Below are 26,391 nucleotides of genomic sequence, written 5' to 3'. Positions count from 1 at the left end.
TTCTGCTAACTAGGGTGGTACCACGGGAATATAACCTCTCGTCCCTAGCGCTGACACGCTACGGGATGCAGAGGTTTTTTTGTTGCATACCGTTTGAGGAGGAAAAGACAATGACAGACACACAGCCGAAGCACGGCTATCAACCGCAAAGTATTGAACCAAAATGGCAGAAATATTGGGATGAGAACAAGACGTTCCGCACCGGGGAAGAGCCGGGCAAACCTAAGTTTTATGCTTTGGATATGTTTCCGTACCCATCTGGAGCCGGCCTGCATGTAGGCCACCCGGAGGGCTACACAGCTACGGATATTGTTTCACGATATAAAAGAATGCGCGGCTACAACGTACTGCATCCGATGGGTTGGGACGCCTTCGGTCTGCCTGCCGAGCAGCATGCGCTAGATACAGGGGAGCACCCACGCGAAATTACGGTGAAAAATGTAAATAACTTTCGCCGCCAAATCAAATCGCTCGGCTTCTCCTACGACTGGGATCGTGAAATCAGCACGACGGATCCTGATTATTACAAATGGACACAGTGGATCTTCATCCAGCTGTACAAGCGCGGCCTTGCATATGTAGCTGAAGTACCTGTGAACTGGTGCCCAGCGCTGGGAACGGTGCTAGCGAATGAAGAAGTTATTGACGGTAAGAGTGAGCGTGGCGGTCATCCGGTCGTCCGTAAACCAATGCGTCAATGGATGCTGAAAATTACGGAATACGCGGATCGTCTGCTGGAGGATCTGGAGGAACTGGATTGGTCTGAGAGTATTAAGGATATGCAGCGGAACTGGATCGGTAAGTCTACCGGGGCAGAGGTTCGTTTTCCAATTGAAGGCTATGACGAGCAACTCACAGTATTTACAACCCGTCCAGATACACTGTTCGGCGCAAGCTACTGTGTGCTGGCACCAGAGCAGGAATTGGTGGATATTATCACTACGCCTGAGCAAAAGGATGCTGTACAACAGTACCGTGAACAAGCTGCTCGTAAAAGCGATCTGGAGCGTACAGATCTGGCCAAGGATAAAACAGGCGTATTCACAGGAGCTTATGCAGTGAACCCGGTGAACGGCGAAAAGCTGCCGATCTGGATTGCTGACTATGTACTTGCAGGCTACGGAACTGGAGCGATTATGGCTGTACCTGCTCACGATGCGCGTGACTGGGAATTTGCCAAGCAATTTGGATTGAATATCATTGAGGTTGTCCAAGGTGGAGATGTGGCTAATGAGCCATATACTGAAGATGGACCGCACGTCAATTCCGGCCCGCTGAATGGACTTACCAACGAGGAAGCGATTCCGAAGATGATTGAATGGCTGGAAGCTGAGGGCAAAGGACACGGCAAAGTCACCTATCGCCTGCGTGACTGGTTGTTCAGCCGTCAACGCTATTGGGGCGAGCCGATTCCGGTAATTCATCTGGAGGATGGAACGATCAAAACGGTTCCTGAGGACCAACTTCCGCTCGTACTGCCGGAGATGGACAATATCAAGCCTTCAGGTACAGGTGAATCCCCGCTGGCGAACGCAACAGATTGGGTCGAAACCATTGATCCTGAGACAGGTATGAAAGCACGCCGCGAGACAAATACAATGCCACAATGGGCAGGCAGTTGCTGGTATTACCTGCGCTTTATTGATCCGAAAAATGACAAAGAGCTTGTATCCAAAGAGAAACAACGTGAATGGATGCCTGTTGATTTGTACATTGGCGGAGCGGAACATGCGGTTCTTCACTTGCTGTATGCCCGTTTCTGGCATAAGGTACTGTATGATATCGGCGTAGTGGAAACGAAAGAGCCTTTTTATAAGCTGGTCAACCAGGGTATGATTTTGGGCAATAACAATGAAAAAATGAGTAAATCACGCGGTAATGTCATTAATCCTGATGATATTGTCAATACGTTTGGCGCCGATACGCTGCGTATTTATGAGATGTTTATGGGGCCGCTGGAAGCGACCAAGCCATGGAATGAGAATGGGGTAGAGGGAGCACATCGTTTTCTGTCCCGCGTATGGCGCCTGTTTGTTTCCGAGGATGGTAGCCTGAATGATAAAATTACAAATGACGGCGGTAGCGATGAGTTCAATCGTACTTGGCATAAAACGCTGAAAAAAGTAACCGAAGATATGGATGCACTGCGCTTCAATACAGCGATCAGCCAGCTGATGATCTTCACCAACGATGCATACAAAGCAGACCTTCTGCCGCGTGCAGCAATGGAAAACTTCGTGCAAATGCTGTCGCCGCTTGCACCCCATCTGGCCGAGGAATTGTGGCAGCTGCTGGGGCACAATGATAGCATTACCTACGCGGCCTGGCCTGCTTATGATGAAGCATGGACGGTGGACGCCGAAGTGGAAATTGTTGTGCAAGTGAATGGTAAAATTGTGCAGCGTGCAACGATTGCCAAGGATCTTGATGCTAAAGCGATGGAAGCATTCGCTGTGTCGTTGGACAATGTTCAGCAGGCACTGGCCGGCAAAACGATCCGCAAGGTAATTGCTGTTCCAGGTAAGCTGGTTAATATTGTTGCCGGTTAATTGGCTTTAAGCCGAAGGAGACATCCACCTTTTGCATGTCTTCTTCATACTTGTTGTGCGTGGCTTGTATCAGCTCGGGAAAGACACTATGCAGGCTGATGTCCAACAGTGCGAGAGCTTCGGCAGTAATACCTCCGGGAACCGCCACTCTGGCCTGTAACTCGGCTGGTGTCATCCCGCCTTCCGTGAGTAGCTTTCCAGTGCCGATAATCATTTCACCGGCCAGGGCGCATAGCTCCGTACGGTCTATACCTGTAGCTTGCACTGCGGCTTGAATCCACTGGTCCATAAAAAAGGCCAAGAAAGCAGGACCGCAACTCGAAAAATCCGACGTGATCCGAGTATAAGATTCTTTAACCCGAATCGGCCTGCTGATGTGGGACATAAGCTCTTCCAGAAGGGTGCGGTCCTCCTCTGTAATCCGGCTTCCATGGATGCATAGTGAGGCTCCGCTGCCCACTTGGTGGGTGATACTGGGAATAATTTTGGACACTTTGGCTTTCAGTGCATGCTCCAAAATACGAATCTGCACAGGGCTTGTGATAGATACGACGATTTGCTCTTCTGTAATGACGTTGCGTATTTCATCCGTTACGGCTTTTGACTCCAGCGGCTTCACACAGATAAACAGAACATCGCTTTCCGCTGCCGTTTCACGGTTGCTTTGGGCTGCATGCAAACCTGGATAACGACGGGCTAGCTCGGTTACCTTGGAATGCGTTCGATTGCTTGCTGATATTTGCTGCGCCTTGAGTGCTTTAGAATTAATAAAAGACTCAATTAGCAGACTTCCCATGCTGCCAGTCCCGATAAATCCAACTTTCATTGTTCAACGTCCTCCTTTCATACTTTGCGGTATAGACGCTGTGCTGTCAGCTGTCATTCTTCTTAGTGTATGCGCCTGGTCTTGGCCGACATGACGAATTTTATGTCTGAGCATGTTAGATCGTGCCCGAGGTCGTACCACTTTTTTGTAAAAATGCTCACAGCGAGACCGTATGGAGGTTGTTTGCACCCTCCGGTTTAACGGGAATTGGACAGACTTGCTCTGTTTGATTGAGACGGTGTTTTCAGTCGGCTCAATTTCCTGAAATCCATGTGGAGTAGGGGACGATACGGAAATGAAACGCGTATGGACAGGAACAGCGATAACGCTTGCTGTAATCGGGAGTGGACTTATTTTATTTGCCGGAGGACAGCGCTCTGAGCCGCAAGAAGAGTGGACTTTACTTAACCATAAGGTGGAGCAGGCTGTGGCGATGGATTCAGAGCCAAATGAGTCGCAGCGCAGCAGTGACTATACCCTGGAAAAGCCTGCTGTAAAAGAGAATTCAGACAAAGCTGAAAGCAGTACGAATGCCGAAGCCGTTGCCAATGTGAAACGTGATACTGTGCAGATTTCTACTGGTGTATCTGCTGCTGTGAGCGAAAACTCTATTGCGGGAAATTCAAGTACCGTAAAGCAGTCAGGTGTTGCGAATCCGAGCTCAAACACAGGTATTGTTAGTTCGAGTGGTGCAGCGACGAGTAGGATCAATACGGTAAGTGATTCGGTTACTACACCCGTTTCCGGCGAAAAAAAGGTAAACATCAACACGGCGACTGCTGCCGAGTTAATGGAGCTACCAGGGGTTGGGGCTAAAAAAGCCGAGGCTATTTTGAACTACCGTAATCAGCACGGGGCGTTCAAACGTGTGAACGATTTGGATCATGTAAAAGGAATCGGAGCTAAAATGTTGGCGAAAATGAAGCCGTATGTCAGCTTGTAACTTATATAAGATTACAATGTACAGGCTCTGAGAGCGGCGGTAGCGGATATGGTTTACGTTTTAACTTGTTTATACGGGAGAGATGGAAATGAGTGCAGATGTACGCAAGGACTGGGACACCTATTTCATGGATATCGCTTATATGGTATCCACCCGTTCGCGCTGTGCGCGGCGTCATGTTGGAGCCGTACTTGTACAAGGTAAAAAGCTCTTGGGAACGGCCTATAATGGAGCACCATCCGGGGTGCCTGACTGTTCTGAGGCAGGCTGTATGATCTCAGAGGAGTATGAGGTCGTTCACCGTGATGGGCACGAGGAAATGGTTAAGAAGCAGCGTTGTATTCGCACTATTCATGCGGAGCAGAACCTGCTACTGTTTACTGACCGAATTGATCGTGAAGGCTCTTCAGTATATGTCACCGACCAGCCATGCTGGACGTGTGCCAATATGTTGGCGAACAGCGGTATTGTGGAGATTGTATACCACAGACCTTATCCCAAAGATGCCGACAAGGTTCGTGCTATGATGGAGGAAAAGGGAATCGCCTTTCGTATGCTGAAGACCTATCATCCACCGAAAGAAACGCTGATGGATGTAATGAATTAAAAAGTAAACGAGGAAGAACCTCTGACGAATGCTATTTTGTCAGAGGTTCTTTTTGTTTAGTGTTTTTTTGACAGAAAGCAATGTTTGCTACCGGAAGGTGATTGTATTCAAGCTAAACTTGTGTTAACTAGACCTATATTGACCCTTACTGTTTGTTGGATTACAGGAAGTGCAGGAGCATGTCTGTATTCTGGACGGATGCTTTTGTTGCTCTGGGCGGGGGTTACCCTGATCCTTCCGCTTATAGCTTTATTGATGAAAATCCCCATCCGGCATATGGTATTACTTTGGCTTGCATTCAGCGGTGGTGGATTTCATTGGTATTGGCATGATATGCATAATGATAGCAGTATTCCCGATGCTCTTCATGTATCGTCTTCTATGGTGGAAGACATGCCTGTTCAAGCAGCAGGGCTTATCGCTTCTGAAGTACAGGTAGATGGTGATCGAACACAGTTTGAGATGAGAGTCACCTCAATCAATCACTACGGAAGTCATTCGAAAAAGGACGAGAATCGTGCACTAATTTCTGAACAGGTCATTGTTCATATCAAGTTGGCTTCCAAGCAGGAACAGCAACTTGCGGCAGCGTGGCAACGTGGAGATGCAATCCTACTGCGTGGCACCTTAAAGGCTCCTGCAAAAGCGGGGAACTTTGGTGGCTTTGATTACAGTGAATACCTGCACACACAGGAAATCCACTGGCTTTTCAAAGGCGATGGGGCAGCCTCATTACAAAAGCAGGAGGCTTCACTGTGGAACCGCTACACTTTGTTCAGATGGAATGATCAGCTTAGGGAGCAGCTAGGGCAGAGAATGGAATCGGCATTTACATCACTTCATCACGCAGGATATATGAAAGGACTGGTACTTGGGGTAACAGATGAGTTGGACCCAGCAACGTATAACGAGTTTACGCAGCTTGGTTTAACGCATATTTTAGCAATATCGGGCATGCATGTGGCGGTATATGCAGCTACACTATTATATTTACTCAAGCTACTAAGAGTTAGCCGCGAGACATCTCTTACGGTGGTGATGATACTCATTCCGGCTTATGTCCTGCTGACAGGTGCTTCTCCCTCTGTTGTGAGGGCGGGAATTATGGCGATGATCGGCTTGTTTGCAGCCCGACGAGGTATGCTCAAAGACGGACTTAATATTCTAAGTATATCCGCGTTGCTCATGCTGATTTGGAATCCATATTATCTACTTAGCGTCAGCTTTCAGCTTTCCTTTTTGGTGACAGGTGGATTACTCATTTATATGCCACTTATGAAGCCGTTTTTCGCCAAATGGCCTTTCCTGATCGGCGGTGAAGTTGCGATTACAATTACGGCACAGCTTGTTTCGTTTCCAATGACAGTATTCTACTTTAATCAATTTTCGTTGTTATCATTTGCGGCCAATTTTGTGCTTGTACCCCTTATTACATATATCGTGCTTCCATTAGGTACGGTGGCGATGGGGCTTTCCTTTTTGTGGGGGGATGGGGCTCGTATTCTTGCGTGGCCGGCAGAGCAATTGAACGATTTGACCTTTTTACTAGTGAAATGGCTGAATGTAGATGATGCTTATGTGAGTATTTGGCCGTCTTCTTCCATCCTGTGGGTCATGGCGTATTACGCAGCTCTGTACAGTGTTTTGTACTGGCTCAAAAGGTGGCTGACATCCCGCAGGCAAACGAACGACATTACCGTCTTGAATTCTACTGCCATTTCATCACCTATATATACAGGATTAGCAGCTTCTCCAGAATGGGCGGCTATATTGCATACGGCTCCTGAACCTGAGGGAGCAGGGAAATTTGCGAGTCGACAGTGGAATGGTTATCGTCATTTGGCACTGGCTCTAAGTGTTATTGCTTGGCTTGGAATATTGTATACAGGTTACCAATCTCCTGGTGGAGGAAATACGGGAACTGTTCAATATCTGGATGTGGGCCAAGGTGACAGCATTTTAATTACAACGCCGGGCGGGAAACATATTTTGGTGGATGGCGGGGGCACAATGGACTTTGCTACAGGGAAAAATGCTTGGCGCAAACGCGCAGATCCCTATGAGGTAGGTAAAGATACGATTGTACCCTTGCTAAAGCAACGAGGTGTGCATCGCCTGGACGCTGTCATTTTAACGCATGGAGATCATGATCATGCCGGAGGACTACAGGCTGTGCTTGACCAGTTTCCTGTATCTACCTTGTTTTTTAACGGTACCCTGACAGATAAAACCCCATTCCGTAAGCTGTTGAACACGGCTTTAGACAAGCAGATCAAGCTGTATGGTGCACATCATAGTATGGAATGGGAACCAGACCAGGCTACGAAAATCCGCTTTCTCTATCCGTTTACGCTACCGGAGGACGAATCTGAGCAGTTGCCTGTTATGAAGGAGCAAAATCATTACTCTGTTGCCATGATATTGGAGATGGAGGGAACCTCTTTTTTGTTCACAGGAGATATGGATGATGCAGCAGAGTCGTCGTTGCTCTCTGAATTAACTCGTTTTTCATCAAGTGTGAAAGATAAGGGAATGGGGGCTGTCGGGAAAGCTATAGACGTCATGAAAATAGCACATCACGGTAGCAAGTATTCCACCTCGGAAGAGTGGTTATCCTACTGGCGACCGAAAGTATCCGTTATTTCGGTCGGTGCGACCAATACTTACGGACATCCGAATGAAGCGGTATTGGAACGTTTATCGGGAGTTGATTCTGCTATATATCGAACAGATACGATGGGAGAGATACAGATTCGAGCGCAGCAAGGAAAACTGAGTGTGCGGTACCAACGCAAACAGTACAAAACAGATACTAATACAACAACATACTAAAACGGGTGCTCACTCTCAGGAGTGGGCTGTTTGCTTTGAATCCAATCTGCATGGACAGTAGCTGTAGGCTTTGATAGAATCATATGAGTAATGAAAATGAGAATCATTATTAATGGGAGGAATATTGTGAGTTATTTTAAATTTAGGGCATCGGCTTGTTTGTTTATCATTTCGTTAATGCTGGTATTGAGCGCATGCGCTACAAGTGGGGGTGGGACTGTAACAGAAAGCGGTCAATCGACTGCTTCCAAGACCACATCAACTGGATATAAAGCTGCCACGCGTACATATGAAAGTGATAAAGGTACAATTACTCTTCCTAAGCATCCCCAGCGTGTCGTGGTGGCAGTCGGTGATTATGTAGGTGATGTGCTAGCACTTGGTATTACACCTGTAGGGGCTCCAGACACCGTATTTGATGCACCATATTATAAAAAATACTTGAATGGGGTTGAAAATATCGGTGATAGCTCCGCACTGTCCCTTGAAAAAGTGACTGCCCTGAAGCCGGATCTGATCATTACCTATGATGAGAAAGCATATGAAAATCTGAAAAAAATAGCGCCTACAGTATTTATTCCATATGGTAAATATCAATATAAGGACCGTCTGATGGAGCTGGGCAAAGTGTTAAACAAGGAGCAGGAAGAGAAGAATTGCCTGGCTGATTTTGCAACCAAGATTGCTGAGAAGAAACAGGCTTTGTCTGATGTCATGGATTCGGGCAAAAAAATCGCTATTTTTGAGATTACAGGAAAAGAATTATATCTATATGGAAAATCCTATGGACGTGGAGGAGCCATACTTTATGACGAGCTGGGACTTCATGCTCCTGAGAAGGTAGAAAGGGCAGCGTTCGAGAAGGGATGGGCCAGCATTTCAATAGAGGCTTTACCGGAGATGCTGGGCGATGCCGATTATTTAATGTTGGGTATTAGAGGCGACGGAGCAGACCAAGGAAAAGATATTTTATCTAAAAGTGTGTGGAAGAACCTTTCTGCCGTTAAATTAGGTAAAGTATATCAATACTCAATCGACGATTTTTATTTTCAAGATCCGATTGCTCTGACTTATCAATTAGAACTCATATCTGATTTTTTGGTTGCCAAGAAGTAACAATATGATCTTGCAGCTCGATAGGCTAGCATTTAAATGTATGTAGGAGGGAAGGTGACTACCTTCCCTTTTTCTGTTATTCTAAGGGAGGATACGCTGGGGAATCTGGGCTTTTTGGTATAATTTTTTTTGTTAAAAAAATAAAATTAGTGTCAGACGTCTATCCTGCAACAATTTGCAAAATGGATACGTCTGTAATATTGCAGGGAGAGGGGGATCCTTTGTGGTAGAGCAGGGACTCATTCGAGCCGCTCAATCGGGCGATCGCGACGCTCTCATTACCCTATTAAGAGAGATAGAACAGCATGTGTACCGTACGGCATATTACATTCTAAACAATGAGCAGGACGCCATGGATGCTTCACAAGAAGCCCTCATACGGATCTATTCCAAAATTAACTCTTATGAGGAAAAAGCGCAGTTTAAAACCTGGGTCCAACGCATTGTAACGAATATATGCATCGACAAATTCAGAAGAACGAAGCCCTCGGTTTCCATTGACGAGCACGACATGATATTCAACGATCCCCAAAACGTGGAGGTCGAGGTGTTGACCTCTTACATGGCACAGGATGTTCGTGAGGCTATACAACAACTTCCGGAGCACCACCGGACGGTAATTGTCTTAAGATATTTGCAGGATTTCTCCTATAACGAGATTGCAGATTCTCTGGATTTGCCGCTAAATACGGTCAAGTCATACTTATATCGTGCAAGACAGCAATTGCAAGGGCTACTTCAGGAATATCAGAAAGGTGGTGTATCAGGATGAAGTGTGGGGAAGAGGTGATGGATTGGATGCAGCGTTATGTGGATCATGAGCTGGGCGAAGAAGAGACGTCCCAATTAATGAACCATATTGCGACTTGCCCGGACTGTGCGGAAAAATTTCTTATTCTTCAGACACTCTCTCGTGAACTGGAGGAATTGCCTACGGTTTCCCCGGCGTTCAGCCTGGTGGATTCCATCATGCCTCAGCTTGATGCCATTGACCGCGCACGTGAAGAGCAGGGAAGTGCGCTTCAGGAAATGCAGCCTGTGGCTTTAGAACCTGGACCAGTGCCTAGACAAAGTACCCAGCCTACACCTTGGTGGAACCGAATGGCTGGGCGCGCTGCCATGGGCGTGGCTGCCGCTGCTGTTGTACTGGGGATTGTAGTGTTTAACTTCGAGCCTAAAACAGTGCAGGATGCGGAAGGCATACTTACAACCCAGACGCCCGAAGTGACGAATCGGCAGAATCAGACGGAAATCCTTCCAGGTACAGCCAATGGCAGTGGAGGCCGTGATGCAGCCATTGGTTCGGATTCTACACAGCAGCCGTCAGAGCAGGGGCAAGAAACGGATGCATCCCAGCTACCTGCGGATAAAGATCCTGACCTGAGCAAACAAGGTGCAACCAATGCAGATGATGAAAAGAACTCTTCCAAACGGGATGCTGAGAAACGTGACGATCAGCGAGCTGGGGAGAAAGATTCGACGAAGTCTGCACCAGCTGAACATTCTTCTCGTCAGGATGAAGGGCAGGGACAGCTACGTACGGATCGTCAGGTGACAAAGGAAAATCCGTCTGCTGGAGATGCTCCTAAATCTGAGGACAAACAGTTAAGTCAGGAAAAATCTGATCAATCCACGATTGCTCCTGCTGAACAGGTGGAACCGAAAATGGAAAAAGCACCCCTAGCGGGTACGGGTACCGCTCAGGACGATAATAATGGTAACACAAGTACGAATGATTCTTCTTCGTCGCTTAGTCAGGATTTGAAGGTACAGGATCGAATTGCGTCAAATGAAACGTCAAAAGAAACGACTTCCAAAAGCATCACCAAAGATTCGGGCAATGCCTTGGGAACAGATAGCAGCAATGCATCTTCTAATGATCAGCAATCATCCGTGTCGCAAGACTCGGTTCGTAAAGAAGGATTTGTATCTAATTCACTGGTCTCTCCGGACAACAATAATGCTTCCAGCTATAGTGCCCAATCCGCCTCTACAGATCAGCTCAACTCGCCAGATGGTAGCTATGCGGTGGCTATTGAGGGCAAAAAGCTGAAAGTGTATAAGCTTTCCGATAACGGTGTAGACCGAACAACACTGGAAGTCCGTACTCTAAAAGGTGCCTGGGTCAAAGGAAGCTGGTCAGAAGACAGCCAGACCTTTATGTATGAGACGGAGCAGGATGGGACAGCAAGTAAATATACGTACACCGTCCCGCGCAGTACTGGAAAATAGTTTCCGTAAGTTGACACACTTTTAAAAACAGAGAATATACTATATGAACCGACGTCGTATCCCGACGGCCGAAAGTTTCTAGAGCTTTCTGCTGCCGTGTTGATATAGATGGTGGTGAAGGGATCCTGCCTATAGGCAGGGTCCCTTCGTTTGTGTCATGACTTGCCTTCCGGTCGGATGTCGGGTACGATCAGTGGGTGGGGGGAACGGAAAATGGATGTAAAAACAGCCACTAAGGCTATTCGGAAAGGCGACATTTCGCCAGTGTATTTGCTATACGGTAGTGAAAAATATCAAATGAAGCAGTTTGTTGAGATGCTTAAAGAGAAAGTGGTGGAAGAGGAGCATCGTGACTTCGCCATCATTCCTTATGATTTAACCGAAACGCCAATTGAGGTGGTCGTGGAGGAGGCGGAAACAGCGCCTTTTCTGGTACCAAAGAAGCTGATTATTGTACGGGATACCAGTGTATTTGCAGCAGGCAAAGATAGCGGTAAGATAGAGCACCGGCTTGAGACGCTGTTGACTTATATGGATAACCCGACTGACTATAGCGTCATCGTTTTTACGGTTCAGGCTGAAAAGTTGGATGAGCGGAAAAAGATTGTCAAAAAACTGAAAAGTGATGCTTCGGTTATTGCTTTTGCTCCAATGGGTGGAGATGATCTTATAGCTTGGATCCATAAGCGTGCAGGGGAAAGAGAAGTGCAATTGGCTGCAGGAGCTGCTGAAAGCCTCATTCAATTCACAGGTACTGGGCTGCAATCCTTGGCTGCCGAGATAGACAAGCTCTGCTTGTACGCAGGAGCACAGGGAACGATCTCATCCGCTGATATAGAATCCCTGGTGCCTCGTAACACAGAGCAAAACGTATTTGCGATGGTTGAGGATCTGGCTAATTTGCGGCTGGATAAGGCGCTCAGTATTTTTTATGAGTTGCTTAAGCAAAAAGAGGAGCCGATCAAGATTGCCGCTTTGATCACGCGACAGTTCCGTATTATGTTGCAGGTCAAAGAGCTGGCAGGTCAAAGCTATTCCCAGCAACAAATTGCGAGTCAGCTTAGTTTGCATCCTTATGGGGTGAAAGTTGCAGGGGACCAAGCGCGGAGGTTCCGCCCTGAGCAGCTGCGTCAGCTTCTCTACGAATTGGGCGAGCTGGATTATCATATGAAAACAGGTGTCGTTGACAAGGTACTGGGACTGGAACTATTTTTGATGAAAATGGGTGCGGGGGCTTCAATCTAATCCCCCCATGTGCTGTTATAGGGTCGGCTCATGTAGCGTGGAAAGCTGACTCTATAAATTAACAAAAGTTATAAACTAAAAAAACCTGATCAGCCAAGGCTGGTCAGGTTTTTTTCATTAACGTATGAAAGTAGCTCTTGCTTACGCTTGAGCTGTAAGAGCGTTAAGTTTTTTCGCCAAGCGGGATTTCTTGCGAGCAGCTGCATTTTTGTGGATCAGACCTTTAGTTACAGCCTTGTCCAGCTTTTGGGAAGCTACTTTGAAAGCAGCAGCAGCAGTTTCAGCTTCGTTACCTACCAACGCTGTATCGGCAGCTTTTACTGCTGTACGAAGCGCGGATTTTTGGGAAGCGTTCAACGCACGGCGTTTGTCGCTAGTTTTAACGCGTTTGATAGCGGATTTGATGTTTGGCATTACATTCACCTCCTGTAAAGGCATTACTTATGAACACAAACGTTTCACAACTTAAAATATTTTAGCATGCCACACCTCAAATTGCAATAAGAAAACATTCTGAAGCGATGCGAATTACAGGATGAAAATGGATGTGCATAAACCTGTTGGGTGTCTCGCACACTATAGTCAAAGATGGTATCCAAGGAGGCTTAAAAGATGGATCTGGATTTGCAGAAGTATGCGGTACGCACGGATTTGGCATTAGAGGCAAGAGAACTGGCTGAACGGGATCAGCCTGTACCTCTGTCGGGCATAAGTGAGAACGTGGAGGAAGATAACGGAATCAAAATCACACGGCTGGACGTACTGAATGAAGAAGGAGCCAACCGTATTGGTCGGGTACAAGGGCATTACGTCACGTTGGAAGTACCCGGCTTGCGTGAAGGCGACACGGGGCTCCAGCAACGTGTAGCTATTGCATTTGCAAAAGAAATGGAGCATTTTATACAAAAAATAGGGATCTCTAATACGGCAAAGGTACTGGTGGTAGGTCTGGGCAACTGGAACGTTACTCCCGATTCGCTGGGGCCGCTTGTCGTTGAAAATTTGATGGTGACTCGTCAGTTTTTTGAACTGACACCTGATCAAATCAACCCGGGCTATCGAGATGTGAGCGCAATTGCACCGGGCGTCCTGGGTATTACGGGGATCGAGTCCAGTGAAATCGTTCAAGGCATCGTGGATCGCACAAAGCCAGAACTGATTATTGCCATTGACGCTCTGGCGTCACGTTCACTGGAGCGCGTCAATACGACCATTCAGGTGGCTGATATCGGGATACATCCAGGTTCAGGTATTGGCAACAAGCGGCGGGGTATCACCAAGGATATTATGGGTGTTCCGTGTATCGCTATCGGCGTTCCGACGGTATGCTACGCTTCTACCATTGTCAATAACGTAATCGAACTGATGAAAACACATTTTACCAAAGAAAAGGCTTCTACAAAAGCAATCCTGGGGATGTTGGACGATATTTCAGAACCTGAGAGACTTGGGCTGGTGAGAGAGGTACTGCAGCCGCTGGGGCACGATCTGATTGTGACTCCTAAAGAGATCGATGAATTTATTGAAGATATCGCGAACATTATTGCTACTGGATTGAACGCTGCTCTGCACGAAGCTGTTGATCCTGGCAATGTCGCCGCCTATACGCATTAATCAAGGGTTGGTAAAATCGTATTTCATACCAAAAGTCTCTATTTAACAGGAATCTAATCTCTTTCAAAAAGGGAGGTGATAAACCTGTGGTAGAGATTTTTTGTGTTCTAGCAATTGTTCTCCGTTCATAGAGTTGAAGTATAAGAGATTTCCGCAGCAGATAGGAACCCTATGTTCCGAATATAAAGCGGGTTTCGACGGGACGAAGGAGGACAAGGCTCACATGAAAAAAATTCAGACCTGGAACGTCGGAAGATGGAGAAGAAAAGGTATCGAAATTTTGGCGATGGGACATACGCTTGTGCTGCTGATCATGGGCTCGGCGCTTTTATTTGTCGTTTTGGGGCTAGGGGGATTGGCAGAAAATCGTCTACAAACATCTCCTGTTTCTTCGATGAAAGGATTGGCAGGTTCGGTGTCTAGCGGTTTTTTTGCGGATATGCTAGGTATGGAAGTACCTCATTTGGCACAAAAGAAACAGCAATCTTCGTTGTCGGGTGAACAATGGTCGCCTTTTGTTTTTCAGATGCTTACAGGAATTAATCCGCAGGATCCCAAAAGTCTCATTTCTCGTGAGATTCCTGGCATGTCTGCGGGAGCGCCTGTCTTGCTGCGCAAGGGTTCGGGGAACACAAAGGTAGAGGGTCCTACGGATTATCAGCCCGATCAGGGAACGACGGATGCCCCTGGTGGCTCAGATGCATCTGAGAACCCACCGACTACTACGCCGGATATTCCGACAACACCGCAAACAGATCCGGCACGTGAGGATCATCCAGGTGATACGGCCAAAGGGGACAAGCGTATATTAATCTACCATTCTCATCCCAGAGAAGCATATAACCCACTGCTCAGCAAAACCAGCCCCAACCCCAATTCAGGTTCTAAATCAGCCAATGTGTCAAGGGTAGGAGACTTCGTAAAGAAGAGGCTGGAAAAACAAGGGATATCCACACTGCATGTAAACAAGGATTATGCCACTACAGTTCAAAATTATAACTGGAACTATTCCTATAAATATTCACGCGAAACAGTTAAGGAAGCTTTGGCTGGAAATAAAGGTTTAACTTATCTGCTTGATATTCATCGAGATTCTCAACGTCACGGAAAAACAACAGCAACCATTAATGGACTTTCTTATGCGAAGGTGTATTTTATTATCGGGCATGACAACAAAAATTGGCGCGAAAATGAAGCTTTTGCTGCTCGTATTCATGAAAAGCTGGAAAAATCGTATCATGGCGTATCACGTGGTGTATGGGGGAAAGATGGTGGCAAAGGCAACAACGGTGAATACAATCAAAGCTTATCATCGCATAGCATCTTAATTGAAATCGGGGGTATTGACAACACCGAGGAGGAGTTGAAACGCACCTCAGACGTTTTGGCGGACATGATCGGTGAAGTGTATTGGGAAGATCAGAAAGCTCAGAAAGCGGGCACTAACGTATCGGATACAAAAAAGAGCAACAGTGGCAATTAAATGAGGTAGCGGTAAGGGGGAAAGGTAATGTCTGGACATTTTCGTAAGAAAGCACTTGGATTTGTAATGCTCATGGGGGCAGGCATTCTACTCGGTATGCAACTGGCAGGATCTGGCCTGCGTTCAGTGTATGGACCGGAATGGAACGGGGATACGATTCAATCGGTAAATCAACAGAAAGTCGGATATGAACAGACGGTTATTGAGGATACACCCGCAGCTAACGCTCGTGCATATACCGGTACGTATAGCACAAGTGGAAATGTTAAGGTTGATCCGAAACCGGGAGCGGGTATAAATGAAGCTAGTGGAAGTGAAGAAAATGAGGAGCAGACGGAACTCGGGGCGTCCAGGTGGTATTCGACGACTGCGCAGCATGTCAATACTCAGGACCTGGAGACGCCTCGTGAACTGCTAGCCGTCAAGGGACAACAAGCCTCGGTGGATACCATGGCGGACAAAACGGCTGGGCTGCTGCAAAACCTGTCAAGACAGGGGATTCGATGGGTTGTGTCTGTTTTTGACGGAGTGACAGAATAGAAATATTGCTGACCCCCTATACAACTGCTATAATAAGCTGATTGACACTAGGCATTGTGTGGGGGTAAGGCATGACTGACATATTGGCAAGACAACGTAAAATTCGGAACTTTAGTATCATTGCACATATAGACCACGGTAAATCCACGCTGGCTGACCGGATTTTGGAATACACCGGTGCACTCACATCCCGTGAAATGCAGGAGCAAGTGCTTGATCAGATGGATCTGGAACGGGAGCGCGGGATTACAATCAAGCTCCAGGCAGTGCGACTCACTTATAAGGCCGATGACGGCGAAGAGTACATTTTGAATCTGATTGATACACCGGGACACGTCGATTTTACGTATGAGGTTTCCCGAAGCTTGGCAGCCTGTGAAGGGGCCTTGCTAGTTGTAGACGCGGCACAGGGTATTGAAGCACAGACGTTGGCTAACGTATATTTGGCGTTGGACAACAATCTGGAAATTCTGCCAGTGCTTAACAAAATTGATTTGCCAAGTGCTGATCCTGAACGGGTGAAGCAGGAAATCGAGGATGTTATCGGCTTGGATACGAGCGAGACTGTCCACGCATCGGCCAAAGCTGGAATCGGTATCAAGGAGATTTTGGAACAGGTGGTCAGAAGCGTACCTGCTCCGCAAGGGAATCCGAATAATCCGCTGAAGGCGCTTATTTTCGATTCGCATTATGACCCATATAAAGGCGTTATTGTGTATGTCCGCGTCGTAGATGGTAGCATCAAGGCAGGCTCCAAAATTAAAATGATGGCGACCGATAAAACGTTTGAGGTTATCGAGGTAGGAGCCTTCATGCCACGTATGAGCATCGTGGACGAGCTGAACATCGGTGATGTTGGTTTTATCGTTGCTGGTATCAAGCATGTGGGTGATACGCGTGTCGGGGATACGGTGACAGATGCAAAAAATCCAACATTAGAACCGATGCCAGGCTATCGGAAAATTAATCCGATGGTATATTGCGGTCTGTATCCAATCGAAACATCGGAGTATAACGATCTGCGTGAGGCGCTTGAAAAGCTACAACTGAACGATGCTTCGCTCAGCTTTGAGCCAGAAACATCAAGCGCGTTGGGTTTTGGCTTCCGTTGTGGATTCCTTGGTCTGCTTCATATGGACGTTATTCAGGAACGGATTGAACGTGAATTTAACATTCCACTGATTACAACGGCACCAAGCGTTATTTACCGTATTAAGTTGACGAATGGGGAAACGATCCAGATCGACAACCCATCGAATTATCCGGAAATCGGACGGATTGAACATGTGGAAGAGCCTTATGTTAAAGCAGGCATTATCGTCCCTAATGATTACGTAGGTACAGTGATGGAGCTTTGTCAAACTAAGCGTGGTGAGTACGTAAATATGGAATACCTGGATACGACACGGGTAACCATTACGTATCAAATTCCGCTGTCTGAAATCGTATATGATTTCTTCGATCAACTTAAATCAAGTACCAAAGGCTATGCTTCCTTTGATTATGAAATTTCAGGCTATCGCCAGTCCAATCTGGTGAAAATGGATATTTTGTTGAATGGCGAGCAGGTCGATGCGCTGTCGTTCATCGTGCATAGAGATCGGGCTTATCATCGCGGACGTATTATCTGTGAGAAGCTTCGCGAGCTAATCCCGCGTCAAATGTTCGAGGTGCCGATCCAGGCATCTGTGGGAACAAAGGTCGTAGCGCGTGAAACCGTTAAGGCGATGCGTAAAAACGTCTTGGCCAAATGCTACGGCGGCGATATTTCCCGTAAACGGAAGCTGCTTGAAAAGCAAAAAGAGGGCAAGAAGCGTATGAAGCAGGTCGGTAACGTAGAAGTACCACAGGAAGCATTTATGGCGGTACTGAAAATAGATGAGTAAAGCTGCTTGAATCAGCAGTATCGTATTGAATTCGGTACATCACAAATGTGTGTATAAATTGAATACACATAAGCAACAACAGCATGATTCTGTAGTAGCTTAGGTACAATCACTCTGTGAGTACCTCAAGGTATTACAATCCGCTTGATTCCAAGCGGTATTCGTCCATTCTTTCATGGGGCATTTGCCGTGCATGGAGAATGGACGTTATTTATTTGAGCAAGCTATCCAGAGATGGAGTGTTTGTTATCTCAGTTGCAAAAATAGTATAACAACAGCATCTTTAGCGTATTTCTAAAGATGCTTTACTCTTACTGCAACACCTACATCACAAAAAATGAACGATGGTGGTGGGCAGCAGCGGAGTGGATGGAATCGTTCTGAAGAAGCGTTAGCGTTCGCCTTTATCCCCGGATTTTACCCTATTAAGTTTTCAAAGAAAAAATCCGGGGGTAACAGCGTTCTCCCCCCTCTTCGCCATTTTTTTCAATCACTACAACCTGAATTGACAAGGAGGATCGGTATGACCGCATCCATACAAAAACATGAACATTCATCCGCGCCTCAAGCGGTTTACCTGCATATACCTTTTTGCACGAATAAATGCTTTTACTGTGATTTCAACTCTTATGTGCTCAAGGATCAACCTGTTATGGAATATCTGTATGCACTGGAACGGGAGATGGAACATACAGTCAAGCTTCACCCGCCAGGAGAGATTAAAACCATTTTTGTTGGGGGCGGAACACCAACTACCCTAAACCCGAAAGAAATGGAATATTTCCTGAAGAGCGTCCGAACCTATTTCCCAAATTGGGCGGAAGATATTGAGTTTTCCATGGAAGCCAATCCGGGTACCACTGATTTTGAAAAACTCTCTGTAATGAAAGAAGGCGGCGTCAATCGACTCAGCTTTGGTGTACAGGCTTTTCAGAATGAGCTACTCACAGGCATAGGTCGTATTCACAGTACAGATGACGTATATCGCAGTTTGGAAAACGCCCGTAAGGTTGGCTTGGACAACCTGTCGATTGACCTGATGTTCGGTTTGCCGAACCAAACGGTGGAGATGCTGCATGAAAGCGTCAGTAGAGCGCTAGAGCTGGAGCTTCCTCATTACTCTATCTACAGCTTGAAGGTTGAAGAAAATACACTCTTCCATACGCTGTACCAGAAAAATCAGCTGCCACTTCCACATGAGGATGACGAACTGGAAATGTATTTACTCCTCATGCGTCGTATGAAAGAAGCGGGGTATGAGCAGTATGAGATTAGTAATTTCGCAAAACCAGGCTTGGGGAGCAAGCACAACATGACCTATTGGCGAAATGAGGACTATTACGGTCTCGGCGCTGGGGCACATGGATATGTTGGCAGAGAGCGTCATATGAACATTAAGGGCATTAATCCTTATGTGGAGGCTAGTCGTAATGGTTTACCACGTCTGGATAGCTTTGAGGTGCCGGCGGCGGAAGCCATGGAGGATTTTCTTATGGTCGGTTTGAGAATGCTGGAGGGCGTTTCCAAGTCCCGTTTTGAAGCTCAATTCGGTCAGGCGTTGGAGGATACGTTTACTGCTCCTCTCGGAAAAATGCTCAATGCGGGGTTAATCGAATCAATTGAGGACGGTTATCGTTTGAGTGAACGCGGCATTTTATTCGGAAATGATGTATTTGCAGAGTTCATCGGTTCAATCACGGTAAATTCATAAGTCGTAAGTCGTAAGCTTCAATATAGCACGTTTCAACTTCGTAATCTGGGACAATCATTTTATAACACCATTCTGTCACAGCAGGGTAAATGGAGTATTGCGATTCTATGCGTTATGTTGTATATTTATTCATTATATGCGGCAAGCGGCAGGAGGAGAGCAAGATGGCTTCAGTGTGTAAAGATGTATTGTGCAGAAGTGCGGTTCCTGAGGATGTGGAGCCTTTATATCAAATGATTAGCGGCTATGCAGAGCGGGGGATTATGCTGCCACGTTCGAGGGAAGTGCTTACGCGCCAACTGGAGCTATTTATTGTTGCAGAGGTGGACGGCGAAGTTGTTGGTTGTGGTTCTTTATGCAAATTGGGCGCTGATCTGGTAGAGATTCGCTCCCTTGGCATCTCTGAGGGACATAAAGGTATGGGTATTGGCTCCAAGCTCGTGGAGGGCCTTATTATAGAAGCACGGCGGCAACGTATTCCTAAAATTATGGCATTGACCTACGAGGTCTCCTTTTTTATAAAAAACGGTTTTGATGTAGTAAGTAAAGAGATTTTCCCTGAAAAGGTATGGACCGACTGCATTCACTGTAGTAAACAAAACAATTGTGATGAAATCGCAGTGTTGAAAGTACTGAACTGACCTGTCAATAATGAGGTCAGTTCTTTTTTCAACAGGCCATAATCGTGCGTATGCTATACACCCTACATTGTTTAATCCTGATTCATTTCTCATATGATTGGAGCAACCACCAAATGAATTGATGATGAGGCTCCAGTTCGGAAGGTATTCCATTCAGGCTTCTTATGGGATGGTCCTTATGATAATCAGTATCATTATAAAAGTATGCAGTGCCGTCTAATGGAACTCGGTGTTTATATTTATACAAGGCTACAACATATCTTTCAGACTCACCGGTTCTGCTTGGACTATATGTATATCCTTCCCAATCGCCTAGTGTTAAATCATCGTAATGTTGTATAGCCGATATACTGTATTTTATTTGCTTGGGAATACTTGGACTGAATTCTTGAGGGTAAAATAAAATGGTATTCCACATGCTTAAGAGTATTGTAGGAACCAAGATTAAGGTATAACACAGAGGGCTTAATTTGCGAATTAAATGGATGACTGAAATAATAAGGGCTGCATTGAGGATGAAAACTAATGGCAAAGCAGCTATTCTTCCTAGTCCTGTATACGGAAACAACTTGATTAAAATCTGAAACATACAAATTGTAGGTAAAAGTGCGATCGATGCGTATAAAAGGTTGCGGCGATTAGTTCTCAAATTTAATTCCTCCTCAAGGACAAAAAAGATGTAACGGTATAAAGACATAGTCTCGAACGAATTTTCTGTTTTTGAATCTCTATACATAAATACGGTATTAATACGATGAATAATGAGATTTTCCGTAAAAAAGTGTAAACGGTTTGCATTTGCTGCAGTAAACTAAACTGTTGTAATAAATCTTGTTTATTGAAAATACTGATCTGACTTGACAATGATCAGGTCGGTTTGGTATTTTTGTATTATCGGTTAGCACTCATCGCGAACGAGTGCTAATGATTCCATTTAACAATCATGCTATTATGGATAAACAACAAGGGGGGATTCGCTTGTTAACCGAACGTCAGAGACTCATTCTGAATGCGATTATTGATGACTACATTCGTTCGGCTGAGCCAGTGGGTTCCCGCAGCATATCCAAAAGGCAGGATGTCGGATTCAGCCCGGCCACGATCCGTAATGAAATGTCGGATTTGGAAGAACAGGGCTATCTGGAGCAACCCCATACTTCTGCGGGACGCATCCCGTCTCATAAAGGCTATCGTTATTATGTGGACCATCTGGTGCCACTGAATACACTGAAGCCTATGGAAATGCGGGAACTGAAAGCCTTTTACGCCGAAAAGCTGAATGTAATGGAGCAAGTGATCCAGCATGCGTCAGGCATTTTGTCCCATATGACCAATTATACTTCCATCCTGCTTGGGCCGGAGGTTTTTCATACTTCATTGCGTCATTTTCAGCTGCTGCCGCTCAACGAAACGACGGCTGTAGCGATTATCGTGACCAATACCGGTCAGGTGGAGAATAAAACGGTAGATATTCCACCGGGAATTTCGATTTCCGAGATGGAGAAGGTTGTGAATTTACTGAACAGCAAGCTGGTCGGTGTGCCGATTTATCAGCTTAAATCACGCCTTTACACCGCACTTGGTCAGGAGATGGAGAAGCATGTGTCTCATTTTGAGGACGCTATGAAGGTGCTGGATAAAGCACTGGATAATGAATCGGATCAGCGCTTGTATTTGAGCGGTGCGACGAACATGCTCAATCAACCTGAATTTAAAGATGTTGAAAAGGTTAAACATATTCTCGATCTGCTGGAGGAAACACCAACGCTGCTTAAACTAATGACACCTGTTGCCGGGGCACCTGAAATTCAAGTCCGCATCGGCACTGAAAATGATCATGAGGCGTTTGCCAATTGCAGCCTGATTACTGCTACGTATGCAGTAGACGGAGAAGCGTTGGGCACTATAGGCATACTGGGTCCGACACGGATGGAATATGCGAGAGTTATTAATATTTTGGGTATCCTGTCTAAGGATTTGACCGCAATGCTAACGCAACGGTTTAAATAGAACAAGACCGCATAGGTTGCGGTACTACATGTTCCGCGCCGGGATACGGTTTGTATCCTGCGCGGGTGCATTGTTGCGTGTTTTTGTAAAGGCAGTTATGACTTGAAGGAGGTGAAACATTTTGAAGGAAGAACAAGCGTTCCAAGAAGAAAAACAACAAAATGTAAGCACAGAGGAAGCCGCCGAAACGAGCCAGCAGGAAGAGCCGATTAATGAAGCGGCAGCACTGGAAGACCAAGAAAGCGAAACAGAACTGACTAAGCTTCGCGCACAGGCGGAAGAGCATCAACAGCGGTTTTTACGCGCTCAGGCGGATTTTGATAATTTTCGCCGTCGTACGCTGAAAGAAAAAGAAGACCTTGCCAAATATGCATCTATGAAGCTGGTTACCGAGTTGGTGCCTGTTTTGGATAACTTCGAGCGTGCGCTGGCAACAGCACCGCAAGGAGCGGAGTCTGAGTCATTCAGCAAAGGCGTGGAAATGATTTTCCGCCAGTTTGAGAGTGTGCTTCAGGCAGAGGGTGTAACGGCCATGAATTCGGTGGGACAACCGTTTAATCCGGATTTCCATCAGGCTATTATGCAGGTGGAGAGCGAAGAGCATGAGGAAGGCATCGTCGTTGAAGAGGTACAAAAAGGATACATGCTGAAGGACAAGGTGCTTCGTCCAGCGATGGTAAAAGTGAGCATGTAGCTTTTTCAATATACATTAGAAATACATCATTTTGATTCAACCATTCTGGCCTGCGGGCCTCGTATATGCAGAAGGAGGAATTGTCCGATGAGCAAAGTAATCGGTATTGACTTAGGTACAACCAACTCTTGTGTGGCTGTTATGGAGGGCGGCGAAGCGGTCGTTATTCCAAATCCGGAAGGCGCACGCACAACCCCTTCCGTTGTTGGTTTTAAAAAAGATGGAGAACGTACTGTAGGGGAAACAGCAAAACGCCAAGCAATTACGAACCCGGATCGTACAATTATGTCCATCAAACGTCACATGGGTACAAACCATAAAGAAAGCATTGACGGCAAGGAATATTCCGCACAGGAAATTTCCGCTATGATTTTGCAAAAGCTGAAATCCGATGCTGAAGCTTACCTGGGACAAACGGTTACTCAAGCTGTTATTACTGTTCCAGCTTACTTCAATGACGGTCAACGTCAAGCAACCAAGGATGCAGGTAAAATTGCTGGTCTGGAAGTTCTGCGGATTGTCAACGAGCCAACAGCGGCTGCATTGGCATACGGTATGGAAAAATCCGAAGACCAAACGATCCTCGTGTATGACTTGGGTGGCGGTACATTCGACGTATCCATTCTGGAACTGGGCGACGGTTTCTTCGAAGTTAAAGCAACAAGCGGCGATAACAAGCTGGGTGGCGATGACTTTGACCAGGTGATTATTGATTACCTCGTAAATGAGTTCAAAAAAGATCAAGGCATCGACCTGAGCAAAGATAAAGCTGCTGTACAACGTCTGAAAGATGCAGCGGAAAAAGCGAAAAAAGAACTGTCCGGCGTACTGACAACGACGATTTCTTTGCCGTTTATCACAGTAGCTGATGGCGTTCCACAGCATTTGGAGTTGAACCTGACTCGTGCGAAATTTGAAGAATTGTCTGAAGGTCTGGTAGAACGTACATTGGGACCTACTCGTCAAGCAATGAAAGATGCAGGCATGAGTGCCAGCGACATCGACAAAATCGTTCTGGTCGGCGGTTCCACACGGATTCCGGCTGTACAAGAAGCAATCAAAAAGCTGACAGGTAAAGAGCCACACAAAGGCGTAAACCCTGATGAAGTGGTAGCTTTGGGCGCGGCAGTTCAAGCGGGTGTACTGACTGGTGATGTGAAAGACGTCGTTCTCCTTGACGTAACTCCACTGTCCCTCGGTATTGAAACCGCAGGTGGCGTGTTTACTAAAATGATTGATCGTAACACGACGATCCCTACGAGCAAATCGCAGGTATTCTCGACATATGCCGACAATCAGCCTAGCGTAGAAATTCACGTGTTGCAAGGTGAACGTGAAATGGCAGCAGGCAACAAAACACTGGGTCGTTTCCAATTGGGAGATATCCCTCCAGCACCACGTGGTGTACCACAAATCGAAGTTACCTTTGATCTGGATGCGAACGGTATCGTGAACGTATCCGCTACAGATAAAGGCACAGGCAAAAGCCAAAAAATTACGATCACATCTTCCAGCGGCTTGAGCGACGAGGAAGTAGAACGTATGATGAAGGATGCCGAGTTGCATGCGGAAGAAGATAAAAAACGCAAAGATTTGGTAGAAGCGAAAAATGCTGCGGATCAACTGATCTACTCTGTAGATAAAACGATTAAAGATCTGGGCGAAAAAGCGGATGCAGGCGAAGTCGAAAAAGCAAATGCAGCTAAAGAAAATCTGCAAAAAACGCTGGAAACCGACAACCTGGAAGACATCAAAAAAGCTACTGAAGAACTGACTGAAATCGTTCAGCAATTGTCTGTGAAGCTATATGAGCAAGCTGCTCAAGAAGCACAGGCTCAACAAGCTCAAGATGGCGCAGCAGACAGCAAAGGTCGCGACAATGTGGTTGACGCGGACTATGAAGTTGTTGACGAAGACCAGAAGAAAGACTAAGCTACGGATCGGGTAGTGGTAGCTTTACGGTACACCGATGCGTTATGATATACTGAATAGTAATTGCAGCGTAGCTGCCTGGATAAATAACAATTAGCCGAAGGGTAACAGTTATTTCCAAGATAAATAAGCATATTACGGGTTGTACTGCCTTGAAATGATGGGAAGGTCAAAGCCGGGTCATCCCGTGCCTTTGGCTTTCCTTTTATATGTAGTGCAGACACGTTGTAGGCATGGGGGTGGAACATTGGCTGATAAGCGTGATTATTATGAGGTGCTGGGCGTCGCGAAGGGCGCTTCGGATGAAGAAGTCAAAAAGGCTTACCGTAAGCTTGCGCGTCAGTATCATCCGGACGTGAACAAGGCTGCGGACGCGGAAACTAAATTTAAAGAAGTGAAAGAAGCTTACGATGTTCTCAGCGATGGTCAGAAGCGGGCAAGATACGATCAGTATGGTCATGTAGACCCGAACCAGGGCATGGGAGGCGGCTTCGGTGGTGGCGCCGACTTCGGTGGCGGGTTTGGCGATATTTTTGATATGTTCTTTGGCGGCGGCGGCAACGGTCGACGTGATCCGAATGCACCGCAGCGTGGGAACGATCTTCAATATACGATGACGATTGAATTTAAGGAAGCGGTGTTCGGTAAAGAAACCGACATTCATATTGAACGTACGGAAACATGTGATACGTGTCACGGTACGGGAGCCAAAGCGGGTACTCAACCACAAACCTGCTCCGTCTGCCACGGCAGCGGACAGGAAGAAGTGGTGCAGAATACACCGTTTGGTCGTATGGTTAATCGACGCGCCTGCTCCAATTGCGGCGGTTCCGGTAAAATCATTAAAGAAAAATGTACGACTTGTAGCGGTTCGGGTCGGGTACGCAAGCAACGTAAAATTCATATCCGCATTCCAGCGGGTGTGGATGACGGCGCACAAATGCGTATTAACGGTGAAGGCGAAGGCGGTGTCAACGGAGGACCGGCAGGTGACTTGTACGTCGTGTTCCGTGTGAAATCGCACGACTTCTTTGAGCGTGAGGGAGACGATATCTACTGTGAAATTCCGCTGACGTTCTCACAGGCAGCATTGGGAGATGAAGTCGAGATCCCGACGTTGACCGAGAAAGTGAAGCTGAAAGTTCCAGCAGGTACGCAAACAGGTACTTACTTCCGTCTTAAAGGAAAAGGTGTGCCAAAACTGCGTGGCGTAGGTCAGGGTGACCAGCATATTAAGGTCGTTGTGGTAACGCCTAGCAAGCTGAGTGAGGAACAAAAGGATTTGCTGCGTCAGTTCTCTTCGCTTAGCGGAGAGCAGACACATGAGAATGAGCAGTCTTTTTTTGACCGTGTGAAGCGCGCCTTCCGAGGCGACTAAGCCCAATTAGGAATCGCGGAGCTTCAACCATGAATCAAAGGAAACTATTCCGCAATTGCGGGATAGTTCCTTTTTTTATATTCACGTAAACACATACATAACCATTTTTGTATAGGCATGTTGAACTATTGAGGCTTAATATCAAGTAGAAA

Annotated in this window: 22 protein-coding genes and 1 other annotated feature (1 of these 23 cut by a window edge); of the genes, 19 read left to right on the top strand and 3 right to left on the bottom strand. The window is 46.4% G+C overall.

The genetic code is table 11. The annotated features are described in order from the left end of the window. Positions 1-49 (top strand) — a binding site (T-box leader) (it extends 209 nt beyond the left edge of the window). 61 nt (positions 50-110) lie between these two features. Next, positions 111-2,549, top strand: coding sequence for a leucine--tRNA ligase (gene leuS / locus KAI37_RS17615; RefSeq protein ID WP_220029904.1), 2,439 nt, complete (start codon positions 111-113; stop codon positions 2,547-2,549). Here the strand turns inward: leuS and comER are convergent. Further along, positions 2,530-3,375: a late competence protein ComER gene (comER, locus tag KAI37_RS17610; protein WP_071641873.1), complete on the bottom strand. Its 846-nt coding sequence runs from the start codon at positions 3,373-3,375 to the stop codon at positions 2,530-2,532. The genes leuS and comER overlap by 20 nt on opposite strands. Positions 3,376-3,670: 295 nt before the next feature. On the opposite strand from comER, the gene KAI37_RS17605 reads away from it, so the two are divergent. The 8 genes from KAI37_RS17605 to holA all read left to right on the top strand — a co-directional run bounded on the left by KAI37_RS17605 (position 3,671) and on the right by holA (position 12,350). Then, entirely contained in the window at positions 3,671-4,318 is a 648-nt protein-coding gene (locus KAI37_RS17605; RefSeq protein WP_071641871.1) for a ComEA family DNA-binding protein, read from the top strand. A gap of 88 nt (positions 4,319-4,406) precedes the next feature. Continuing rightward, entirely contained in the window at positions 4,407-4,925 is a 519-nt protein-coding gene (locus KAI37_RS17600; protein ID WP_069010453.1) for a deoxycytidylate deaminase, read from the top strand. 179 nt (positions 4,926-5,104) lie between these two features. Then, the gene (locus KAI37_RS26515) at positions 5,105-5,257 is read left to right on the top strand and encodes a hypothetical protein (RefSeq protein WP_258383107.1); all 153 of its coding nucleotides are present in this window, start codon (positions 5,105-5,107) and stop codon (positions 5,255-5,257) included. Next, positions 5,187-7,757, top strand: coding sequence for a ComEC/Rec2 family competence protein (locus KAI37_RS17595; RefSeq protein ID WP_258383096.1), 2,571 nt, complete (start codon positions 5,187-5,189; stop codon positions 7,755-7,757). Before KAI37_RS26515 ends, KAI37_RS17595 begins: the two co-directional genes overlap by 71 nt. Before the next feature lie 126 nt (positions 7,758-7,883). Further along, positions 7,884-8,873 (top strand): iron-hydroxamate ABC transporter substrate-binding protein, encoded by a 990-nt coding sequence (locus KAI37_RS17590; RefSeq protein ID WP_220029902.1) that lies wholly within the window; start codon positions 7,884-7,886, stop codon positions 8,871-8,873. Positions 8,874-9,096: 223 nt separating this feature from the next. Continuing rightward, positions 9,097-9,645 (top strand): RNA polymerase sigma factor, encoded by a 549-nt coding sequence (locus KAI37_RS17585; RefSeq protein WP_013311184.1) that lies wholly within the window; start codon positions 9,097-9,099, stop codon positions 9,643-9,645. Beyond that, on the top strand, positions 9,642-11,105 hold the full coding sequence (locus tag KAI37_RS17580; RefSeq protein ID WP_220029901.1) for an anti-sigma factor: 1,464 nt from the start codon (positions 9,642-9,644) through the stop codon (positions 11,103-11,105). Before KAI37_RS17585 ends, KAI37_RS17580 begins: the two co-directional genes overlap by 4 nt. Positions 11,106-11,318: 213 nt before the next feature. Continuing rightward, entirely contained in the window at positions 11,319-12,350 is a 1,032-nt protein-coding gene (gene holA, locus KAI37_RS17575) for a DNA polymerase III subunit delta (RefSeq protein WP_076293523.1), read from the top strand. A 141-nt stretch (positions 12,351-12,491) separates the two neighbouring features. On the opposite strand, the gene rpsT is transcribed toward holA, so the two are convergent. Further along, a complete protein-coding gene (gene rpsT, locus KAI37_RS17570) occupies positions 12,492-12,764 on the bottom strand; it encodes a 30S ribosomal protein S20 (RefSeq protein WP_013311181.1) in 273 nt (90 codons plus the stop codon). Between the two features lie 198 nt (positions 12,765-12,962). Between rpsT and gpr the strand changes: the two genes are divergently transcribed. The 6 genes from gpr (at position 12,963) to KAI37_RS17540 (ending at position 20,225) form a co-directional block, all read left to right on the top strand. Further along, positions 12,963-13,964, top strand: coding sequence for a GPR endopeptidase (gpr, locus tag KAI37_RS17565; protein WP_023989518.1), 1,002 nt, complete (start codon positions 12,963-12,965; stop codon positions 13,962-13,964). Positions 13,965-14,187: 223 nt separating this feature from the next. After that, positions 14,188-15,447, top strand: coding sequence for a stage II sporulation protein P (locus tag KAI37_RS17560; protein ID WP_104497085.1), 1,260 nt, complete (start codon positions 14,188-14,190; stop codon positions 15,445-15,447). Positions 15,448-15,474: 27 nt separating this feature from the next. Then, on the top strand, positions 15,475-15,987 hold the full coding sequence (locus tag KAI37_RS17555; RefSeq protein WP_220029900.1) for a hypothetical protein: 513 nt from the start codon (positions 15,475-15,477) through the stop codon (positions 15,985-15,987). A 71-nt stretch (positions 15,988-16,058) separates the two neighbouring features. Beyond that, positions 16,059-17,873, top strand: coding sequence for a translation elongation factor 4 (gene lepA / locus KAI37_RS17550; protein ID WP_025723342.1), 1,815 nt, complete (start codon positions 16,059-16,061; stop codon positions 17,871-17,873). A gap of 523 nt (positions 17,874-18,396) precedes the next feature. Further along, entirely contained in the window at positions 18,397-19,584 is a 1,188-nt protein-coding gene (hemW, locus tag KAI37_RS17545; protein ID WP_025723343.1) for a radical SAM family heme chaperone HemW, read from the top strand. 164 nt (positions 19,585-19,748) lie between these two features. Beyond that, positions 19,749-20,225, top strand: coding sequence for an N-acetyltransferase (locus KAI37_RS17540; RefSeq protein ID WP_013311174.1), 477 nt, complete (start codon positions 19,749-19,751; stop codon positions 20,223-20,225). Positions 20,226-20,307: 82 nt separating this feature from the next. Here KAI37_RS17540 and KAI37_RS17535 read toward each other — a convergent pair whose 3' ends face one another. Beyond that, on the bottom strand, positions 20,308-20,874 hold the full coding sequence (locus KAI37_RS17535; protein ID WP_258382993.1) for a hypothetical protein: 567 nt from the start codon (positions 20,872-20,874) through the stop codon (positions 20,308-20,310). Positions 20,875-21,203: 329 nt separating this feature from the next. Here KAI37_RS17535 and hrcA point away from each other — a divergent pair, with 329 nt between their 5' ends. The 4 genes from hrcA (at position 21,204) to dnaJ (ending at position 26,239) form a co-directional block, all read left to right on the top strand. Beyond that, positions 21,204-22,235 (top strand): heat-inducible transcriptional repressor HrcA, encoded by a 1,032-nt coding sequence (gene hrcA / locus KAI37_RS17530; protein WP_013372178.1) that lies wholly within the window; start codon positions 21,204-21,206, stop codon positions 22,233-22,235. A gap of 121 nt (positions 22,236-22,356) precedes the next feature. Further along, complete coding sequence (gene grpE / locus KAI37_RS17525) at positions 22,357-22,929, top strand: nucleotide exchange factor GrpE (RefSeq protein WP_220029899.1); 573 nt, start codon at positions 22,357-22,359, stop codon at positions 22,927-22,929. 87 nt (positions 22,930-23,016) lie between these two features. Further along, positions 23,017-24,861 (top strand): molecular chaperone DnaK, encoded by a 1,845-nt coding sequence (dnaK, locus tag KAI37_RS17520; RefSeq protein WP_023989512.1) that lies wholly within the window; start codon positions 23,017-23,019, stop codon positions 24,859-24,861. A 247-nt stretch (positions 24,862-25,108) separates the two neighbouring features. Beyond that, entirely contained in the window at positions 25,109-26,239 is a 1,131-nt protein-coding gene (gene dnaJ / locus KAI37_RS17515) for a molecular chaperone DnaJ (RefSeq protein WP_023989511.1), read from the top strand. Positions 26,240-26,391 lie beyond the last annotated feature (152 nt).

The organism is Paenibacillus sp. S25 (assembly GCF_019454085.1).
GTDB classification, from domain to species: domain Bacteria; phylum Bacillota; class Bacilli; order Paenibacillales; family Paenibacillaceae; genus Paenibacillus; species Paenibacillus polymyxa_B.
Note: the sequence above shows the minus strand (reverse complement) of the source record. Positions and strands in the feature narration are given on the sequence as shown.